Consider the following 18,364-nt stretch of genomic DNA (forward strand, 5'->3'; position numbering starts at 1 on the left):
ATTGATCGGGCGATCGGTCAATCGGGCTTGGCGACGTGCCAGACCCCGCCGGCGCCTTCGCCGGTGGCGTCGCCGGTCTTTTGGTCCTTGACGTAGGTGTAGACCGGCTTGCCGTCATAGGCCCACATCGCAGTGCCGTCGGTCCGCTGGACGATGGTCCATTCGTCCTCGGCCTTGGCGCCGGCCGCGGCCTTGAAGGGCGGCCAGTTGGCGGCGCATTTGTCGTAGCAGTTCGACTTGCCCGCCTCGTCCTTGTCATAGACGTAGAGGGTCATGCCCTTGGCGTCGGTGTAGGCCTTGCCGGCCGAGGTGGTCATGATCATCGCCGGCTCCGCGGCGAAGGCCGATGCGGCAGCGACGAGCGCAGCCGCGACGCTGAATGCGATGAGTTTCATTGCGGTTCCTCCCGAGGGGGAGGTGCGACGGAACGCCGGCCTCCCGTCCGACTGTTCGTCCGGCCGGCACCGGAGGTTGCCCATGAACCGGGCACGGCCGCCTCGGGGGCCCGCCGGCCGTGTCAGACCGCCCAGGGTGGGGTGAACGGCTCCTGGCCGCTATAGGCCGCCTGGCCGCCGACCGGCAGCACCACCACCGCCTCGAACGGCCGGTCCCCGGGGTTGGCCAGGGAGAACTCGGTGTCGGCCGGGATGACGATGGCGCTGCCCGCCGCGATCTCGTGCCGGTCCGCGCCGATGGTGGCGACGGCGCTGCCGGCGATGGCGATGAAGATCTCCTCGCGGGTGACGCGATGCGGCGCCCCCGGCGCGCCGGGGTCGAGCGCGATGCGCCACACCGAGGTCTCGGAGGACCCGCGGCTGGGCGCCGCCAGCCCGGTGAAGGTGACGCCCGGCAGCGTGAAGCGCGGCGCGTCGGAGGCGGAGATGACAGGCATGAGCCGACCTTTCCCTTGGGAATCCCTTGAACGCCGACCCGCCGGAGGGCATCTTCGACGGGATGATCGTCAAGTTTCTTGACGGTACCCGGCGGATCGAAAATGGTCAAGACACTTGACGATATCGCCTACCCCGAGCTGATCGACCATGTCGGCTGGCGGCTGTGGCGCCTCAGCCGGGCCTGGAAGGCGCAGTTCGAGGCGGGGATGGTGGCCTTGGGCCATGGCTGGTTCGGCGAGGCGCGAGCCGGCGTGCTGGCCCATCTCGGGCCGAACGGCCTGCCGCAATCCGCCCTACCCGGCCGCATGGGCCTGACCAAGCAGGCGGTGCAGCAGCTGGTCGACGACCTCGCGCGCGACGGCATCGTCGAACGCCGCCCGGACCCGCAGGACGGGCGCGGCCGGCTGGTCGTCCTGACCCCGGCCGGCCTCGCGGTGATGACCGACGCCAACGCTGTGAAGCTGCGGATCGAGGCCGAGTACCGCGCCCTGCTCGGCCCCGACGGCTTCGCCGCGCTCAACCACGCCCTCGACCTGCTGTATGCGGGCACGGCCAGGCGCCCAGGCCAGGCCTAGCCCGGCCGGGCTAGCCCCTCGCCTTCCGGGAGACCTCGAAGCTGCCCTCCAGCATGCGGAAGCCCGTGATCACGCCGTCGGAGACGGCCTGGGGCATTTCCGGATGCCTCCCGAGGCTCAGGACGGTCAGACCTGCGCCTGGCCGCCATCCGCGAACAATTCGCTCCCGGTGACGAAGCTGGCGTCGTCGGAGGCCAGGAACAGCGCCGCCGCGGCGATCTCGTCGGGATCGGCGACCCGGCCGAGCGGCACCTGCTCGGTGGCGAGATAGTCGAGCAGGCCCTGCTGCGCGGCGGCATCGTCACCGGCCAGGCCCACCAGACCCGGCGTCTTGGTCGGCCCGGGGCTGAGCACGTTGATGCGGATCCCCCGGCCCTTGAGGTCGAGCGTCCAATGGCGCACGAGGTTGCGAACCGCGGCCTTCGACGCGCCATAGACGCTGAAGGCAGGCATCGCCATCGCCCCCGCGGTCGACCCGGTCAGGATCACCGACGCACCCTTGGCGAGCAGCGGCAGCGCCTTCTGCACCGTGAACAGCACGCCCTTCACGTTGCGGCCGAAGGTGTCGTCGTACTGCGCCTCGGTGATGGCGCCGAGCGGCAGGTTCGAGCCGCCTCCGGCATTGGCGAACAGGACGTCGATGCGCCCGGCATCGGCCTTCACCCGCTGATAGAGCCGGTCGAGGTCCGAGAGATTGGCCGAATCCGCCTGAATGGCGGTGGCGGACGGGCCGATCGCCGCCACTGCGGCATCGAGCTTGGCCCGGTCGCGGCCGGTGATGAACACCCGCGCGCCTTCGGCGGCGAAGCGCTTTGCGGTGGCGAGGCCGATGCCGGTGCTGCCACCGGTGATGACCGCGATCTTGCCTTCGAGTCTGCGTGCCATGGCGTGTCTCCTTGTGTTGGCGGGGTAGAGATGTGGCCTGGCGCGCATTTCCGAAGTAGAAAGGAATGAAAGCCATCGTTGCAGGATTGCAGATGTCCCGGCTGCCGGATTTCGAAGGCCTCGCCATGTTCGCCAAGGTGGCGGAGGAGCGGTCCTATGCCGGTGCGGCACGCGCCCTGGGCGTCTCCGTCGCCACCGTCTCGCGCGCGGTGACCCGGCTGGAGGACCGGCTGGGCGGCCGGCTGTTCAACCGCAGCTCACGCCGCCTCGCCCTCACCGATTTCGGCCAGGGGTTGGCCGAGCGGGCGACGCGGATCTATGCCGAGGCCGAGGAGGTGGAGCATCTGGCGCGGGCGACGACCAGCCGGCCCCACGGCCTGGTCCGGCTGGCGGTGCCGATGTCGTTCGGCCTACGGTCGGTTGCGCCGATCCTGCCGGATTTCTTCCGGCGCTATCCCGAGGTTTCCGTCGACCTGCACCTGAGCGACGCTGTCGCCGACCTGATCGGCGAGGGCTTCGACGCTGCGCTGCGCATCGCCGTGATGGAGGATTCCTCGCTCGTGGCGCGCCAGATCGTGCCGGTCCGTCGCTTCATCGTCGCGGCCCCGTCCTATATTGCGCGCCACGGCCTGCCCCGGCATCCCGACGACCTGGCCGCGCATCACTGCCTGGGTTACGCCTACCGCGCGAAGCGGGACGTCTGGCGCTTGACCAATGCGGCAGGCGAGGAGGCCACGGTCACGCCGACCGGCCCGCTGCGCGTCACCAATGTCGACGCCCTGCTGCCGACCCTGCTGGAGGGTCTGGCGATCGCCGAGCTCCCGGAGTTCATCGCCGCCGAGCATCTGGCGGCGGGGAGGCTGCAGGCCATCCTTCCCGGCTGGCGCCTGCCGGAAGGCGGGATCTATTTCGTCACGCCCACGGCGCGGGCCCGCGCGGCGAAGGTCGATGCTCTCTCCGACTTCTTGATCTCGCGCCTGTCGCATCCAGCGTGGCGGCGCGAGGGCGACGATGCGTCCCGCCCTGAGGATCGGCCCAGAGCGTACAAAAAAGGGGCGTCCCGAAGGACGCCCCCAAGTCTGGCCGTTGATTGAGCGGAGGCTACTGCACCGCCTCGCCATGCAGGGCGAGGTCGAGGCCGTCGCGCTCCGCCTCTTCCGAAACCCGGATGCCCATGACCGCCTTGATCACGAACAGCAGCACCAGGGTGACCACACCGCTCCAGACCAGCGTCGCCGCGACGCCTTCGACCTGGATCCAGACCTGGCCGGGATTGCCGTAGAGCAGGCCGGTGCCGAGCGAGTTGACCGCCGGATCGGCGAAGACGCCGGTCAGGAGCGCGCCGACGATGCCGCCGACGCAGTGCACGCCGAACACGTCGAGCGAGTCGTCATAGCCGAGCGCCCGCTTCACCGAGGTGGCAGCGAGGTAGCAGATGATGCCCGCGGCGATGCCGATCGCCAGCGCGCCCATCGGGTTGACGAAGCCGGAGGCCGGGGTGATCGCGACCAGGCCGGCCACGGCGCCGGAGATGACGCCGAGCACGCTGGGCTTCCCCTTGGCGGCCCATTCCACGAACATCCAGGACAGCGCCGCCGCGGCGGTGGCGATGTGGGTCACGGCGAAGGCCATGCCGGACAGGCCGCCCGCAGCCAGCGCCGAGCCGGCGTTGAAGCCGAACCAGCCCACCCACAGCAGCGAGGCGCCGATCACGCTGAGCACCAGGTTGTGCGGCGCGAAGGCATGGGCCGAGGCGGTGCCGTAACCCTTGCGCTTGCCGATGAAGATGCAGGCGACGAGGCCGGCGATGCCGGCGTTGATGTGCACCACCGTGCCGCCGGCGAAGTCGAGCACGCCCTTCGAGAACAGCCAGCCATTCGACTGCCACACCCAATGCGCGATCGGCGAGTAGACGATGATCGACCACAGGGTGATGAAGACCAGCAGCGACGAGAACTTCATGCGGTCGGCGAAGGCGCCGACGATCAGCGCCGGGGTGATGATCGCGAAGGTCATCTGGAACATCATGAACACGCTCTCGGGGATCGTCCCGCTGAGCGCGTTGACGTCGAGGCCCTTCAGGAAGCCGCGCGACAGGTCGCCGATCCAGGCGCCGCCGGGGCCGAAGGCCAGGCTGTAGCCCAGCACCATCCAGACGATGCTGACCAGGGCGGTGATGGCGAAGCACTGCATCAGCATGGCCAGCACATTGGCCTTGCGGACCATGCCGCCGTAGAACAGCGCCAGACCCGGAATGGTCATCATCAGGACCAGCGCGCTCGACGTCATCATCCAGGCGGTGTCGCCTGAATTCAGTGTCGGCGTCGCTGCTGCCGCATCCTGCGCCATTGCCGGCAGCGCCGTCAGCAAGGCGGCGACCACGCCTCCCAATCCCCAAAACGTCCGCTTCATCGAGTTGTCTCCAGCCTTTATCTTATCGGCTGACGGTCGGCAGCCGCCCTGTCGGCACCGGCACGAACCGCCCTTCGCCGGTGATCAAGCAAGTGCCGTGCCGGTTTTGCCACGACCCGCCAAGCCGGGCGGCTTGGTGGCCCAATCCAGCAGCAATGAATAAATTTTGTGCAATCGGCGCGGCACTGACCAAAATTTGATCCGCAGCCGTGCCGTCGTGGCGGATGACCGCGGCTTGGGCACTGCGCTAGGGTGCCGCGCCCTTTTGCAGAGTGCCGCCATGACCCGGACCACCAGCCAGATTCCCCTGCCCTCCGTCGCCCCCGGAACCCGTCGCGGCGTCACCGTGCACCGCTATGGCCAGCCGGGCGCCCGGCCCAAGGTCTACATCCAGGCCGGGCTGCATGCCGACGAGCTGCCGGGCATGCTGGCCGCGCATCACCTGGTCCGCCGCCTCGACGCGCTGGACGCGGCCGGCGCGATCCGGGGCGAAATCGTGGTGGTGCCGAGCGCCAACCCGATCGGCCTGGCGCAATCGGTGCTGGAAAGCCATGTCGGCCGCTTCGCCCTGGACGGCCGCGGCAACTTCAACCGCCACTACCCCGACCTGGCCCCGATCGTCGCCCCGCGCCTCGCCGGGCAGCTGACCGACGACCCTGCGCGCAACGTCCGGCTGGTGCGGGCGGCCCTGTTGGCGGCGCTGGCGGAGCAGCAGCCGCTGGATGAGGTCGGCGCCCTGCGCAAGACCCTGCTGGGCCTGTCCATCGACGCCGACATCGTGCTCGACCTGCATTGCGACAACCAGGCGCCGGTGCATGTCTATGTCGGCACGGCGCTGTGGCCGGACGCCGAGGATCTGAGCCGCCAGTTCCACGCCCGAGCGGTGCTGCTGGCGGAGGATTCCGGCGACAATCCGTTCGACGAGGCGAATTCGGCGCCATGGTGGGCGCTGGCCAAGCTGCTGGGCGGCACCCATCCGCTGCCCCCGGCCTGCCTGGCGGCGACGATCGAGCTGCGCGGCCAGGCTGATGTCGACGACGCCACGGCCGAGGCCGACGCCGATGCGCTGGTGCGCTTCCTGCAGCGCCGCGGCATCCTGGCCGGCGACCCAGGGGCGCTGCCGGAGGCGCTGTGCAAGGCCACGCCGCTGGCCGGCAACCAGATGCTGCGCGCGCCGGTGGCCGGCATCGTCACCTATGCCCAACCCTTGGGCACCCGGCTGCGCCGCGGCGACCATGTCGCCGACATCGTCGACCCCACTGCCGACCCGGCGCAGGCGCGCACCCCGATCCATGCCGGGGTCGACGGCCTGCTGTGGTCGGTCTGCCTGCACCGGTTGGCGCGGCCGGGCGACATTATCGCCAAGATCGCCGGCGCCGAACCGATCGCCGGGCATGGGGCGACGCTGCTGACCAGCTGAGCCGCTTCGGACCGGGAGGTGGGCGCCATGCGGCGGCCGCCCACATTTCGCGCTCGCCTTCTCCGGCCGAACACGGCAGGATGCGCCCTCCTGAGGCCATCGCACGGCCAGATTGCCCGTGCCACGCCATCGGACCCCCGGCCGGCAGAGTCACGGCCCGGGTCCGCCATCCGGACCGTACAGTGCCATGACCATTGCCTTCCGTTCCCCCGCCTCGCTCGCCATGCGCGGCGTGGCCGGCCCCGGCTTGAAGCCGGTTGACCCCCAGCCGGCCGCCGAGCCGGCGCGCCCGGCCACCTATCTGATCCGGCTGCGCAACTTCACCGTACCGATGTCGATCGGCGTCTATGCCGAGGAGGAGGAGCGCCGCCAGCGCGTCCGCATCAGCGTCGAGATGGAGGTCGAGCAGCCGCAGGGCGGCATCGGCGACGACATCGGCCGCGTCCCCTCCTATGAGGGGCTGGTGCAGGGCCTGCACGCCATGGCCGAGGGCGACCATGTCCGCCTGATCGAGACCGTCGCCGAGCATGTGCTGGATCTCGCCATGGCCCACCCGATGGTGCTGCGGGCGGTGGCCGAGGTCGAGAAGCTGGACATCTTCCCCGAGGCCGAATCGATCGGCGTCCGCTTCGAACGGCGGCGCCAGGGCTGAACCCGGGGGAGAGGCGCCGGAACAAACCCGCCGACCTCTCTCATTTGTCATGCCACGGCTTGACCGTGGCATCCAGGGGCGGCGAGAGCAGTTCTTGACGGCCCCTGGATTGCCCGGTCAAGCCAGGCAATGACACCAGAAGAACCCGAAGCAGGTCCTTACCGCTGCGGCAGTGTGGCCAATCCCAGCACGCCCAGCGCGATGTCGAGCTGGGCCGCCGAGGCCGGCGCGGCGTCGCCATCCCGGATCTTGTCGGCCACGCTGGGCTGCGAGACGGTCCCGCCACGGCCGGCATTGACCGTGGGCCGGTGGTTCACATCGGCATAGCCGGAATCGCTGGCAGCGGTCTTGCCGAACGTCCCGACATCGCCCTTCGCCGCGTCCAGCGTGTGGTGGATGTTGTCGCGCAGCGTCGCCAGCTTGTCCGCCGGCATGGCGTTGATCCAGTCGGTGAAGGCCTTCTGCTGGTCCGGCTTGGTCAGGTCGTAGCCCTTCACCTCGGCGTATTTCACCAAGAGCGGCACCGGGCTGTAGCCCTCGCCGCTCTGGTCGACCAGGGCGTGCGCGGGGCCATCGTTGAAGCCGGCGAAGCGCAGGAACTCTGCCGAGGTGTCGTTCATGAAGCGGTTGGATTCCCGCACCTTGGAGATCTGGCCCCACACCATCTGACCGATCACCGAGGCGATCACGATGGTCAGGCCGACCGGCCCCGCCATGGTGCCGGTGCCGAGCGCCGCGATCACCGTGCCGGTGGCAGCGGTCAGATATAGCGTCCCGCTCGGCACGTCGCCGCGCTCGAAGGCGTCGCCGGCATTGGCCAGGTCGAAGATGGCGCCGAACACCCCGAGGCCCTTGACCAGCGGCCGGTCGCTGCCGCCCAGCAGCTTCACCGCCTTGTTGTCGTCGCCCAGGATGCCGACCGCGCTCATCAGCTCGATCGACTTCTGGCTCAGCCCCACGGCGTCGGCCGAGGCCTTCAGCACGTTGCGGACATTGGGGTCTGCGAAGGCCTTGGGAGCCGACTGGGTCAGGGTGACAGCGGCAGCGGCGAAGCCGATGCCGCGGAACAGCTGCCCCAGCCGCTCGCGGCGGCCGAAGCTCTTGATGCCCTCGCGGCTGACCAGGTTTTCCAACTTCTGGTCCAGCGTCGACAGCCGCCGCTGAACGTCCGCCTCGGTCTCGCCGGGCTGGGGCAGTGCGTCCTGCAGCAGCGCGGTCGCCTTGCGCACATCGACGTCGGACATGCCCAGGATGCGGGCACCCGTGGTCTCGAACCGGGTGATGGTCGCCTTGACCTGCGCGATGTTCTGCGGCTGGCCGGAGGCGGTGGGGTTGAGCGCGTCCGACAGGGCGCGCCGGGCCCATTGCGTCGCCGCCTCCTCCGCCAGCTTGCGGCCGCGGTCGCTGAGCCGCGCCAGATTGCCGATGGTGGCCTGCGTCGCCGGCGAGTCGAGCATCCCCGGATTCGCCTGCATGGCCTGCTGCATCGCCCGCATCACCTTGGGGTCGTCCAGGATCTGCTTGATCCTGGCATCCGCCGCCCCCTGCTGACCGGCCAGGCCCGACGGCAGCGACTGCAGCGCCTGGATCTGGGTCAACAGCTTCTCGCCGTCCGCGGCGACGGTCCGGTCCAGCACCGCCTGCTTCGTCTCCCAGTCGGGATTGTCCCGCTTGAACGCCGCGACGGCGGCGTCGAGCTGGTCCGGCGTCATCGCGCCCTGGTAGTTGGCGGAGCGCCAGTCGAGCTCCAGCCGGTTCTTGTCGGCGGCGTCGATATCGCGGCCGACCTGGCCCTTGAACTGATCCATGCCGGCCAGCACGTCGTCCTTCAGCACCTGGGTGCCGCCGCCATTGGCCAGGGCCAGCGCATAGGCCGGGTTCTCGCCGGCGCCGATGGCGTTGCGGACCGCGTCGCGGTCGTAGAAGCCGATCTGGGCCAGGCGCTGGATCGCGGCATCGCCATCCGGCGTGCCGGCGATCCAGCCGGTGACCTGCATCAGCAGCCGGGCGCCGTCCGGCCCGGTCTGCAGCGGCGTCCCGATCGGGCCGTGCAGCGAGGCCTGGTTCGCCGCCTCGATCTTCGGCACCGCCGCCGTCATCAGCCGAGTCGCCAGGGTCTTGTCGGTGCCGGCGGTGAGCTGGTCGAGCCGCTGCATCAACTGCAGCTCCGGCACGGCGTCGCCAGCCGCCTTGTCGACATCCTTCAGCCCGTCGACCGCCCATTGCGCGGCCCCGTCGACAATGGCCCGTCCCGCGTCGCCCTGCTGCAGCGCAGCCCGCACCTGCGGCGAGGCGCCGGCATAGGCGTCGGCCAGGACCTTGTAGCGGGCATCCGGCGTGCCGGCGGCCTGGGCGCGGGTGGTGATGGCGCGCGCCGCCTGCTCGACATCGGGGCCGGCATGGGTGGTGGGGGCGAGAACCAGGTTTTCGCGCTTTGCCGCCGCCTCGATCGCGGTCTGGGCCGGGCCGGCGTCGCGCCAGTCGCGGTCGTAGAGCTGCTGCACCGCCTGCTGCCGGTCGCCGGGCGGCAGGGTGTCGAGATAGGCCTGGACCTGGCTGGTCAGGGCATCGGTCTCGTGGGGGTAGTCGATGCCGGCGGGGTCGTCGGCATATTCCAGCTGGTTGCCCCTCGCGTAGAGCCGGTCGGCGACCACCATCCCGGCATCGGTCTGCAGCCCTTCCGCCCGCACCGCCTGCGTCACCGCGGTGCCGGCCGGCCCGGCGTCGCGCCAATCCTGGCTGGTCAGGCGCAGGGCCGCGTCCTGGCGCTGCGCGGCCGGCAGGGCGTCGAGATAGCTGCGCACATCCGCCTGGATGTCCGCGGTCTCGCCGGGGTAGTCGACCGCTTGCGGTTGGTCCGCATATTCCAGCGCGTTGCCGCGGTCATAGAGATCGTTGACGAAGGCGGTCTCGCCGGACGGCACGCCCTTGCCGTCCTCCGGCGTGTGCGCGGCTTTTTCCGGCGACACATTGGGCACGAAGATGATCTCGCCCGGGTCGATCTGGCCGGAGTCCGGCATGTCGGTGCGCCGGTTGGCAGCCAGCAGCTCGGCGTAGCTGACGTCGTTCTCCTGCGCGATGCGCCACAGGCTGTCGTCCTTGTCGGCGACGAACACCCGGTCATGCCCCGGCTGCAGCGCCCCGGGACCGCCGGCTTCGGAGCGATGCTGCAGCGCCTCGGCCAGCGCCCGCTGGAAGGCCTGGGCCTTGTCCTGCGGCAGCGGCGTGGTGGTGCCGCCGTTGCGGGCGTAGCGGTTCCGCGCAGCGTCGTCGATGCGATAGGACACGGGGGTTTCCTGGCGAATCCGTTTCGGGACTTGCCGGGAAGGATAGGGTGGGAAGGTTTCCCTTTTTTGTCAGTCATATGAAACTGTCACCCCGCCTCTCTAATCGTATTTGATGTAGGCGAAGCGCGGGTTTGCGTTCGGGGTGCCCTCCAGCCCCTGCCCCTCCAGTCCGGGCTGCCAGCCCACGACGTCCTCGATCTTGGCCGCCAGGGCGAAGTCGCGGTCGGTGATGCCGCCGCCGGCGTCATGGGTGCTGAGCCGGATCTCGACCCAGCCCCAGGACGCCGAGATGTCGGGGTGGTGCCAGGCCGCCTCGGCGAGATGGCCGATGGCGCCGATCACCAGCACCGTGCCCTTCCAGCCATGGGTCTCGTAGCGGCGGTGGAGGGTGCCGTCCTGATAGCGCCAGCGCGGCAGGTCGCGGCTCAGCCGCGCCTCGATCTCGGCGGGCGGATAGGCGTGCGGTGTGTCGGCCATCGGGGTTCCTCCTGCGGACGGCACAGTCGCCGCCCGCAGGAGGATAGCGCGTCAGTCGCGGACGGCATCCCCCTGCGCGACCACGACGGCGAAGCGGTCGGCCAAAGCGGCCAGCGCCGCCCGGTGCACCTCCGCCGCCGGCCGCACGCCGCCGAGCGGGTCCGGCAGGTCGCGGCTGGCGCAGGCTGCGGCCACGATGGTGGTGGCCAGCCCATGGTCGAGCGCCGAGCGGGTGGTGGAGTCGACGCACATATGGGCCATGAAGCCGACGACCACGAGCTTGCCGCGCCCGGTGGCGGCGATGCGGTCCGCCAGGTCGGTGCCGGCGAAGGCGTTGGGCAGGGACTTCTTCACCACCACCTCCCCCGTCGCCGGCGCCAGGGCCGCGATCGGGTCGGCCATCGGGCCCGCCGGATCGAACAGCCCACCCGGCCGGCCCTGCTGCTGCACATGGATGACGGGGGCGCCCAGCCGGCGCGCCCGGGCCAGCAGGCTGGCCGCGGCCGCGACCGCGGGACCGACGCCCGGCAGGGCCAGCCGGCCGTCATCGTATTCGCGCTGCATGTCGATCAGCACCAGGACCGATTCCGACAGGGCGGCGGGTTCCAGCCGGACACCGGCATGGGCGAGCAGGGTCATGGCAGTCATGGATGATCTCCGGCGAGAGGGGGTCACGCCGCCTTGGCGGCGGTTTCGATGTCGAGCGCGGCCCGGACCGATGCGCGGTCGCCGATGCGCGCCATGAAGCCCGCGATCGCCGGCCAGCGCTGCAGGTCGATGGCGAAGAAGCGAGCCCAGCGCAGCACGGTGAAGAGATAGGCGTCGGCCACGCTGAAGCGGCCGCCAAGCAGATAGTCCTCCGCGGCCAGGGCCGCCTCGACCGTGCCCAGGCGCCGGAACAGCCGGTCCTTCAGCACCGTCTTGGCCGGCTCGGCGAGCTCGGCGCTGAACAGCGGGCTGAAGCCGGCATGGATCTCGCTCGAGATGAAGTTCAGCCATTCCTGCAACCGCACGCGGTCCCAGCTGTCCTTCGCCGGCGCCAGCCCGGCCTCGGGCTTCAGGTCGGCCAGGTACTGCACGATCGCCGCCCCCTCGGTCAGCACCCGCCCGTCGTCGAGCTGCAGCGCCGCGACGGCGCCCTTGGGGTTGATCGCGAGGAAATCGCCGCCATCGACGGTCCGCTTGGTGCGGTTGTCGACCTGGACCAGTTCGAAGGGCAGGCCGAGTTCGCGCAGCACGATGTGCGGCGACAGCGAGCAGGTCTCGGGGGCGTAATACAGTTTCATGGGACTCTCCTGGCAGATCGCCGCCGCGGCCCTGGGGACCAGGATTGGGGGCCGGGCAGCGCTGCCCTCAATCTCGCTGCTCCAGGGACTGCAGAAAAGCCGAGATTCTGCCGGATTAACCTGCAACAATGCAGGGATGGATTGGGACCTCGCCCGCTTCGTCCTGGCGATCGCGCGCCACGGCACCGCCTCCGCCGCGGCGCAGGCGCTGGCGGTCGACCAGACCACGGTGTCGCGCCGCCTGGCCGCGGCCGAGGCGGCGCTGGGCACCGCGCTGTTCGAACGGATCGAGAAGCGGTTCCGGCCGACGCCGGTCGGCGCCGTCGTCATCGCCCAGGCCGAGGTGATGGAGCGGGCGGCGATCGCCATCCAGCATGCGGCGCGCGACCGCGACGCGGCGCTGTCGGGCCCGGTGCGGATCTCGATCCTGCCCGGCTTCGCCGGGTGGCTGATCCCGCGGATGGGCGATCTGCGGCGCCGCCATCCCGGCCTGCGGCCCACCGTGCTGAGCACCGACATCAATGCCGATCTGGAGCGGCGAGATGCCGACATCGCGCTGCGCCAGGCCCGCCCGCGCTCCGGCGATCTCGCGGCCCGGCTGGGCGTCCGGATCGGACACGCCGTCTACGGGCCGGCAGTCTGCGGGCCGGGAAACGGCGCGGCCGAGGGCTGGATCGCGCTGGAGCCGGCGCTGGATGCCGTCCCGCAGATGGTCTGGCTGCGCGACCAGCCCGGCGGCACCGACCCGGTGCTGCGGGTCACCGGGGGGCCGGAGCTGCTGGCCGCGGTGCGTGCCGGGCTGGGGCGTGCCGTGATCCCCTGCTACCTCGCGGACGACGCCCCTGGCCTGCGCCGCCTCTCCGGGCCGGTGCCGGTGGCCAGCCGCGAATTGTGGATCGTCCTGCCGGCCCCGGCCAAGGACGTGCCGCGCATCCGGGTGGTCGCGGACTGGCTGGCCGAGGCGCTGACGGCGGATCGGGTCCGGCTGGAGGGCGTTCAGTCGTAGGTTGGGTTCACTTGCGAACCCAACAATGGCGCGGGCTGGACGATGTTGGGTTCGCGAGGCGAACCCAACCTACATCCCCCATTTTGTCATGCCACGGCGTGCCCCCGGATCAAGTCCGAGGGGTGGCATCCAGGGGCGGCCGGAGCAGTGCTTGGTGGCCCCCGGATTGCCCGGTCAAGCCGGGCAATGACAGTTGAAAAGGGACGAGGTTACACCGGATCCGGCTCGGGCACCCAGCTGCCCTCGCGGTCGGCCCGCCCATAGAGCCGCTCGACCAGCACCCGCAGGGTCGGGTCGGCGTCCAGCGCCTCCTGCATCCGGCTGAAGGTCCGCTTCCGGGTCACGCCATGCTGGTGCCAGGACTTGCCGCCGCTGGCGACGTTCTGGGCGAAGGCCTGCAGCCGGTCCAGCGCGCGGGCGTAGCGCGCCTCGGGCGTCTCGCCGGCCTCGAACTCGGTCCACCAGCCATTCACCTTGTCGCGCAAATCCGGCGGCAGCAGGCCGAACAGCTTCACCGCCGCCGCGGCCTCGCGCGCCGCCTGGTCCTGCCGGCCGACATCGTCATAGGCGAAGGTGTCGCCGGCGTGGATCTCGACCAGGTCATGGGTCAGCACCAGCGACAGCACCTTGGCGATGTCGACCTCGAAGCCGATCTCGTCCTTCAGCAGCAGGGCGTACAGCGCCATGTGCCAGGTGTGCTCGGCGTCGGTCTCGCGCCGGCTGCCGTCGGTCAGGTAGTTCTGCCGGGTGATCTGCTTGAACTGGTCGCAGACCAGCAGGAAGTCCTGGATCCGGGCCAGGCGATCGACGGGCGGGGCGGCGGGCGTTTCAGTCATGGGGCGTCACCAGACAGGGTCGATGCTGCGGAGGCCGAGGATCTCCTGGATCCGGCGGTGGGTCGCGCCATGGATGTCGTGCGGCAGGTCGTCGGGCGCGAAGAAGCGGGTCTCGGCGATCTCGAAGGACAGCCGGCCGGAGGTCGGCTGCCAGCGATCCGCCACGAACAGGGCGACATGGTCACAGCGCAGCTGGTCGAAATGGGCGTAGACGCCGAACAGCCCGGCCACAGATTCGACCTCGACCGCCGCCTCCTCGCGCGCCTCGCGCACGGCGCAGGCCTCGAAGCTCTCCCACTTCTTCACGCCGCCGCCGGGGAAGAACCAGCCGGGGCGGTAGGTGTGGTGCACCAGCAGGAAGCGCCCCTCCCCGTCCCGCACCACCATGCGGGCGCCGAGGGTCAGCGGCTTGCGCAGCCGGAGATAGGCGTTGTGGGCGCGGTGCAGCAGGCGCGGCAGGGTGCGGCTGGCCGGAGTCATGGTCGCAGATGAGCGGTGGGAGGCTTCGGTGTCAACCGCACCGGAGACAGGGCTGACGCGACACCGTCACCCCTAACGCCGTCATTGCGAGGAGGCGCAGCCGACGAAGCAATCCATGCCAGGCGGCTCCATGGATTGCTTCGCTACGCTCGCAATGACGAGGGAGAGTGCCGAGCGCAGGCTGCCCCCTACCCTGCCACGAACGCCGCGATCGCCTGGCGCAGGGCCTCGGGCTCGTCGACCCGGATGGAATGGCTGCTGTCCTCGAAGATCCGCAGGGTCGAGCCCGGGATCAGCCGGTGGATCTCCTCGGAGAATTCGGGCGGGCAGATCCAGTCGTGGCGGCCGGCCAGGATCAGGGTCGGCGCGGTGATCCGCGCCAGCTCCGGCCGCAGGTCGAGCCGGCGCAGGAAGCCGTCCGGGCCGAAGGCGCGGTTGATCGCGTCCGGCGACCCGATGCCCCGCCCGCGCGTCGCCGCGGCCGCCACCGGATCGTGCCGCACAGCGTAGAGCGGCCCCATCGCGTCGTAGTAGCGCTGCAGCTGCTCCTCGTCCCGGAAGCCGCCGGCCCACAGCGTGTCGCCGGCCGCGATCTGCTCGGCATTACCGCGCTCGCGCAGGATCTGCTGCGCCCGCAGGATGAAACCGCCCTGCGCCGCGGTGACGATCAGCACCAGCCGCGACACCGACTGCGGATACCGCGCGGCATGCGCCATGGCGACCATGCCGCCATAGCTGGTGCCGATGCTGGCGATGGGGCCGAGGCCGAGATGGCGGCGCAGCGCCTCCATATCCTCGACATTCTCGTCCAGGGTGTAGCGCGCCGGGTCGCCGCGGCCGGACCGGCCCTGGCCGCGATGGTCGAAATAGACCAGCTGCATGTGCTCCGCGAGCGGGCTCATGCTCGGCTTGAAGCCGCTGTGGTCGGAACCGGGGCCACCATGGATCAGGAAGCCGGTCGGCCGCTCGCGCATCGCGCCGCCATCCGGCACCAGCCCGGCGCCGTCGATGTCGAAATAGATCTCGGTGTCGCGGATCCGGGCGCGCATGCGGTCGTCCTCGATTTCGAAGCGGTGCGGTTTCGAAGCGGTGCGGTCAGCCCCCGGCGTGGACGGCGACCCCGGCGGCCAGCCGCCGGAGGTCGAGCCGGGTGCGGCGGCGGCGGTCCTCGGCCTCGGCCAGGCCGACCGGCACGAAGCGCAGGGCGTCGCCGGGGCGCAGTTGGCCCAGCACCGGCAGGTCGGCCTCGATCACCTGAGCGATGCGGGGATAGCCGCCGGTGGTCTGGGCGTCGGCCATCAGCACGATCGGCCGGCCCTCGGGCGGCACCTGCACCGTGCCCGATGTGACCGCCTCGGACAGCAGGTCGCGCGGATTCATCAGGCTGAGCGCCGGCCCGTCCAGCCGGTAGCCCATGCGGTCGGAGCGCGGGTTGAGGGTGAAGCGCTCATTGTGGAAGGCGGCCAGGCTGTCCTGGTCGAACTCGGTCGCCTGCAACCCGGGCAGCACATGGACATGCGGCGACTGGCGCAGCGACGGGTCGAGGTCGGCGCCGGCGGTCCAGATCGTGGTGGCGAAGGGCTGGTCAGCCCGCTCCGCCGACAGGGTCCGGGCCAAGCGGTCGCCCAGCGCGGTCGGTCTTCCCGCCGCCAGCCTGTCGCCAGCCCGCAGCGCCCGCCCCTGCAGCCCGCCGAGGCCGGCGCGCAGATAGGTCGACCGGCTGCCCAGCACCGGCGGCACGTCGATGCCGCCGGCCAGGGCGAGATAGGTGCGGCAGCCGATATTGGTCGGGGTGAAGCGCAGCTCCGCCCCCGCCGGCACCAGCACCGGGCGCCGCACCGGCAGCACCTCGCCATCGATGGTGCCGCGCATGCCGCCGCCGGCCAGCGCGATCAGCGTCTCGGCGGCGAAGCGCAGGGTGGCGCCCAGCATGGTCATCTCCAGCGTCGCCGCGCCGGGATCGTTGCCGACCAGGACATTGGCGACGATGTGCGAGCGCCGGTCCATCGCGCCGCCGACCACCACGCCGTGGCGACGATGGCCGATGCGGCCGAGATCCTGCACCGTCGACAGCAGGCCGGGATCCAGAATCTCGACGATCATGGCCGGCCTCCCAGCGCCACGTATTCCTCGGCCGTGATCGGGCGGAAGCGGATGCGGTCGGCCGCCGCCAGCAGGCTGGGCGGGTCGCCGTCCGGCAGAAACAGGGCCACCGGGGTGCGCCCGATCAGGTTCCAGCCGCCGGGCGATTCGACCGGATAGATCCCGGTCTGGGGCCCGCCGATGGCGACCGTGCCGGCCGGGATCTTCAGCCGGGGCGACGGCCGGCGCGGCGTCGCCAGCCGCTCCGGCAGCCCGCCGAGGAAGGGGAAGCCGGGGGTGAAGCCGATCATGTGGACGCGGTACTCGCCGCCGGAATGCAGGGCGATCACCTCCTCCTCGGTCAGGCCGTGATGCGCCGCCAGCTCGGCCAGGTCGGGGCCGAAGGCGCCGCCATAGGCGACCGGGATCTCGACCAGCCGGGGTTCGCCCAGCGCCGCCGGGTCGAGGTTGGCCAGCCGCGCCTCCAGCAGCCGCTGCACCGAGGCGGCCGGCGGCTCGTCGCGGTCGCGCGGCACGGCGTCGGGGTCGAAGAACACCGCCAGCGTGGCGAAGCCCGGCGAGGATTCGACGAAGCCGGGGAACGGGTCGGCGTCCAGCGACGCCGCCAGGGCCTGGATGGCGTCGGCGATCGCCGGATCTATGGTCGTGCCGAAGCGCACCACCATCGCGGTCTCGGTCATCACGGCAATCGACGCAGCGGGCACGGGCTTCTCCTCGAGGCTCCCCCAAGCCATAGCGCGGCGGCGGCCCGGGCGGAAGCCGCGGCAGGCCGTCTCCTTGTTTCGCCATGATCGTCGGATAGGAGGGACGGGGACTCGATGTGAAGGGGGACCTATGACGCACCGACCGTTCCGCCCGATCGCCGCCCTGGCACTGGTCGCAGCGCTCGCCGGCCCGGCCTGGGCCCAGGATCCGCCGACCAAGCCCGTCCGCGAGTTGCTCGGCCTGCTGCCGATGCCGACCCTCGAGAGCTTTCCGATCCTCTATCTCGATCTTGCGGCCGTCAGGGCCAGCGGCACGGCCGATTGGCGGACGGATCGCGGGATCGCGACCTTGCCGGACATCCTGCGGACGCCGATCGGCACCGACCTCCAGGCGCCGGGAGGCTTCGCGGCCCATGCCGGCTTCGGTCCCGACCAGATCGACCAGGTCGCCGTCACCGAGACGGCTCCCGGCCCCGGCCCCACGGCGCTGCGCCTGCGCGATGCCGATCCGGCCGCCCTCGCTCGGACCTGGATCCAGCAGGGCTATGCCAGGAGCGATGTCGGGGACGCCAAGGTGTGGACCCGCGGCACACCTGAAATGCTCCAGCTCGATCGGGTCGACCCTTCCGACCCGCTCAGCACCCAGCTCGGCGTTTCCGCCGTTCTCAGCTTCGACGGCCCCACGCTGCTCATGGCCCGGCTTCCTGCGACGCTGGCGACGATGAAAGCCTCGGCAAAGCTCGGCACCGGGGCGGCCTCCCGGATCGATCTCCGGCGGATGCTCGATGCGCTGGACCGGACGCTGGGGCCACGGGAGGCGGTGGCACAGCTGTTGTGGGTGCCCCAGCCCGACGCCGCCGGCGATGCCGGATTCGAGGCGGCCACATCAGCCCTGACCGCACCCGGCGGCGCCACGCCTGGCGCGGCCAAGGACGCGCTGACCGGGGCGAGCGGCATCCCCTCCTATCCCTCGCTCCTGCTCGGCGATATCAGGACCACGGGGCAGGCGCCGTCGGGAGTCCTGGCGATGCTGTTCGCCGACTGCGCGATCGCGGATCGCGCCGGTGCTGTCGCCGCCGCGAAATGGGAAGCGGCGGCGAAGGATGCGAACAGCAAGGCGGCTGGGGTTTTCGGCCGGATCACGGTGGCATGGGCATCGGTGTCGGTCGATGGCGGCTGCGTGCTGCTCGGCCGCGCAAGCGGGCGCGACCCGGCGCGTCCGGCCTTCGCCGATCTCACTGCGCTGTACATGCGCCGGGATCTGTCGCCCCTGTATGTCGGGGCACCGCCGAAGCCCTGATCCGCCACGCCTCTTGATCGCGCCGCCGCGGCGGTGATGATAGGGGCG

19 protein-coding genes are annotated in these 18,364 nt (G+C 70.9%); 6 read left to right on the plus strand and 13 right to left on the minus strand.

The window, feature by feature from the left end; all coding sequences use genetic code 11:
* Positions 1-17 precede the first annotated feature (17 nt).
* Together E9232_RS11830 and E9232_RS11835 are read right to left on the minus strand one after the other, a co-directional pair.
* Positions 18-395 carry a COG4315 family predicted lipoprotein gene (locus tag E9232_RS11830; RefSeq protein ID WP_309794206.1) on the minus strand — a complete coding sequence of 126 codons (378 nt, stop codon included), beginning with the start codon at positions 393-395 and terminating at the stop codon, positions 18-20.
* 122 nt (positions 396-517) lie between these two features.
* The gene (locus E9232_RS11835) at positions 518-892 is read right to left on the minus strand and encodes a cupin domain-containing protein (protein WP_309794207.1); all 375 of its coding nucleotides are present in this window, start codon (positions 890-892) and stop codon (positions 518-520) included.
* A 102-nt stretch (positions 893-994) separates the two neighbouring features.
* On the opposite strand from E9232_RS11835, the gene E9232_RS11840 reads away from it, so the two are divergent.
* Complete coding sequence (locus E9232_RS11840) at positions 995-1,468, plus strand: MarR family winged helix-turn-helix transcriptional regulator (RefSeq protein ID WP_309794208.1); 474 nt, start codon at positions 995-997, stop codon at positions 1,466-1,468.
* Positions 1,469-1,594: 126 nt separating this feature from the next.
* Here E9232_RS11840 and E9232_RS11845 read toward each other — a convergent pair whose 3' ends face one another.
* The gene (locus E9232_RS11845) at positions 1,595-2,353 is read right to left on the minus strand and encodes an SDR family oxidoreductase (protein ID WP_309794209.1); all 759 of its coding nucleotides are present in this window, start codon (positions 2,351-2,353) and stop codon (positions 1,595-1,597) included.
* Positions 2,354-2,445: 92 nt separating this feature from the next.
* On the opposite strand from E9232_RS11845, the gene E9232_RS11850 reads away from it, so the two are divergent.
* Positions 2,446-3,447 carry a LysR family transcriptional regulator gene (locus tag E9232_RS11850; RefSeq protein ID WP_309794210.1) on the plus strand — a complete coding sequence of 334 codons (1,002 nt, stop codon included), beginning with the start codon at positions 2,446-2,448 and terminating at the stop codon, positions 3,445-3,447.
* Positions 3,448-3,454: 7 nt separating this feature from the next.
* Here E9232_RS11850 and E9232_RS11855 read toward each other — a convergent pair whose 3' ends face one another.
* On the minus strand, positions 3,455-4,765 hold the full coding sequence (locus E9232_RS11855) for an ammonium transporter (RefSeq protein ID WP_309794211.1): 1,311 nt from the start codon (positions 4,763-4,765) through the stop codon (positions 3,455-3,457).
* Between the two features lie 280 nt (positions 4,766-5,045).
* Between E9232_RS11855 and E9232_RS11860 the strand changes: the two genes are divergently transcribed.
* Both E9232_RS11860 and E9232_RS11865 read left to right on the plus strand, forming a co-directional pair.
* Positions 5,046-6,185, plus strand: a complete 1,140-nt coding sequence (locus E9232_RS11860; protein ID WP_309794212.1) for a succinylglutamate desuccinylase/aspartoacylase family protein — start codon at positions 5,046-5,048, stop codon at positions 6,183-6,185.
* A gap of 187 nt (positions 6,186-6,372) precedes the next feature.
* On the plus strand, positions 6,373-6,837 hold the full coding sequence (locus E9232_RS11865) for a dihydroneopterin aldolase (RefSeq protein WP_309794213.1): 465 nt from the start codon (positions 6,373-6,375) through the stop codon (positions 6,835-6,837).
* A gap of 158 nt (positions 6,838-6,995) precedes the next feature.
* Here E9232_RS11865 and E9232_RS11870 read toward each other — a convergent pair whose 3' ends face one another.
* The 4 genes from E9232_RS11870 to gstA form a co-directional block, all read right to left on the minus strand.
* On the minus strand, positions 6,996-10,124 hold the full coding sequence (locus E9232_RS11870) for a LysM peptidoglycan-binding domain-containing protein (protein WP_309794214.1): 3,129 nt from the start codon (positions 10,122-10,124) through the stop codon (positions 6,996-6,998).
* 99 nt (positions 10,125-10,223) lie between these two features.
* Positions 10,224-10,601, minus strand: coding sequence for a 4a-hydroxytetrahydrobiopterin dehydratase (locus tag E9232_RS11875; protein ID WP_309794215.1), 378 nt, complete (start codon positions 10,599-10,601; stop codon positions 10,224-10,226).
* Between the two features lie 51 nt (positions 10,602-10,652).
* Positions 10,653-11,249 carry an isochorismatase family protein gene (locus E9232_RS11880; protein ID WP_309794216.1) on the minus strand — a complete coding sequence of 199 codons (597 nt, stop codon included), beginning with the start codon at positions 11,247-11,249 and terminating at the stop codon, positions 10,653-10,655.
* A gap of 23 nt (positions 11,250-11,272) precedes the next feature.
* The gene (gstA, locus tag E9232_RS11885; protein WP_309794217.1) at positions 11,273-11,887 is read right to left on the minus strand and encodes a glutathione transferase GstA; all 615 of its coding nucleotides are present in this window, start codon (positions 11,885-11,887) and stop codon (positions 11,273-11,275) included.
* A gap of 136 nt (positions 11,888-12,023) precedes the next feature.
* Between gstA and E9232_RS11890 the strand changes: the two genes are divergently transcribed.
* Positions 12,024-12,893 carry a LysR family transcriptional regulator gene (locus tag E9232_RS11890; protein WP_309794218.1) on the plus strand — a complete coding sequence of 290 codons (870 nt, stop codon included), beginning with the start codon at positions 12,024-12,026 and terminating at the stop codon, positions 12,891-12,893.
* Positions 12,894-13,102: 209 nt separating this feature from the next.
* On the opposite strand, the gene E9232_RS11895 is transcribed toward E9232_RS11890, so the two are convergent.
* The 5 genes from E9232_RS11895 to pxpB form a co-directional block, all read right to left on the minus strand.
* Entirely contained in the window at positions 13,103-13,729 is a 627-nt protein-coding gene (locus E9232_RS11895; protein ID WP_309794219.1) for an HD domain-containing protein, read from the minus strand.
* A gap of 6 nt (positions 13,730-13,735) precedes the next feature.
* Positions 13,736-14,209 carry an NUDIX domain-containing protein gene (locus E9232_RS11900; protein WP_309794220.1) on the minus strand — a complete coding sequence of 158 codons (474 nt, stop codon included), beginning with the start codon at positions 14,207-14,209 and terminating at the stop codon, positions 13,736-13,738.
* Positions 14,210-14,397: 188 nt separating this feature from the next.
* Positions 14,398-15,258: an alpha/beta fold hydrolase gene (locus E9232_RS11905; RefSeq protein WP_309794221.1), complete on the minus strand. Its 861-nt coding sequence runs from the start codon at positions 15,256-15,258 to the stop codon at positions 14,398-14,400.
* A 46-nt stretch (positions 15,259-15,304) separates the two neighbouring features.
* Complete coding sequence (locus tag E9232_RS11910; RefSeq protein WP_309794222.1) at positions 15,305-16,312, minus strand: 5-oxoprolinase subunit C family protein; 1,008 nt, start codon at positions 16,310-16,312, stop codon at positions 15,305-15,307.
* Positions 16,309-17,016 carry a 5-oxoprolinase subunit PxpB gene (pxpB, locus tag E9232_RS11915; protein WP_309794223.1) on the minus strand — a complete coding sequence of 236 codons (708 nt, stop codon included), beginning with the start codon at positions 17,014-17,016 and terminating at the stop codon, positions 16,309-16,311. Before pxpB ends, E9232_RS11910 begins: the two co-directional genes overlap by 4 nt.
* A gap of 232 nt (positions 17,017-17,248) precedes the next feature.
* Between pxpB and E9232_RS11920 the strand changes: the two genes are divergently transcribed.
* The gene (locus tag E9232_RS11920; protein WP_309794224.1) at positions 17,249-18,316 is read left to right on the plus strand and encodes a hypothetical protein; all 1,068 of its coding nucleotides are present in this window, start codon (positions 17,249-17,251) and stop codon (positions 18,314-18,316) included.
* Positions 18,317-18,364 lie beyond the last annotated feature (48 nt).

Source organism: Inquilinus ginsengisoli (assembly GCF_031453975.1).
GTDB classification, from domain to species: domain Bacteria; phylum Pseudomonadota; class Alphaproteobacteria; order DSM-16000; family Inquilinaceae; genus Inquilinus; species Inquilinus ginsengisoli_A.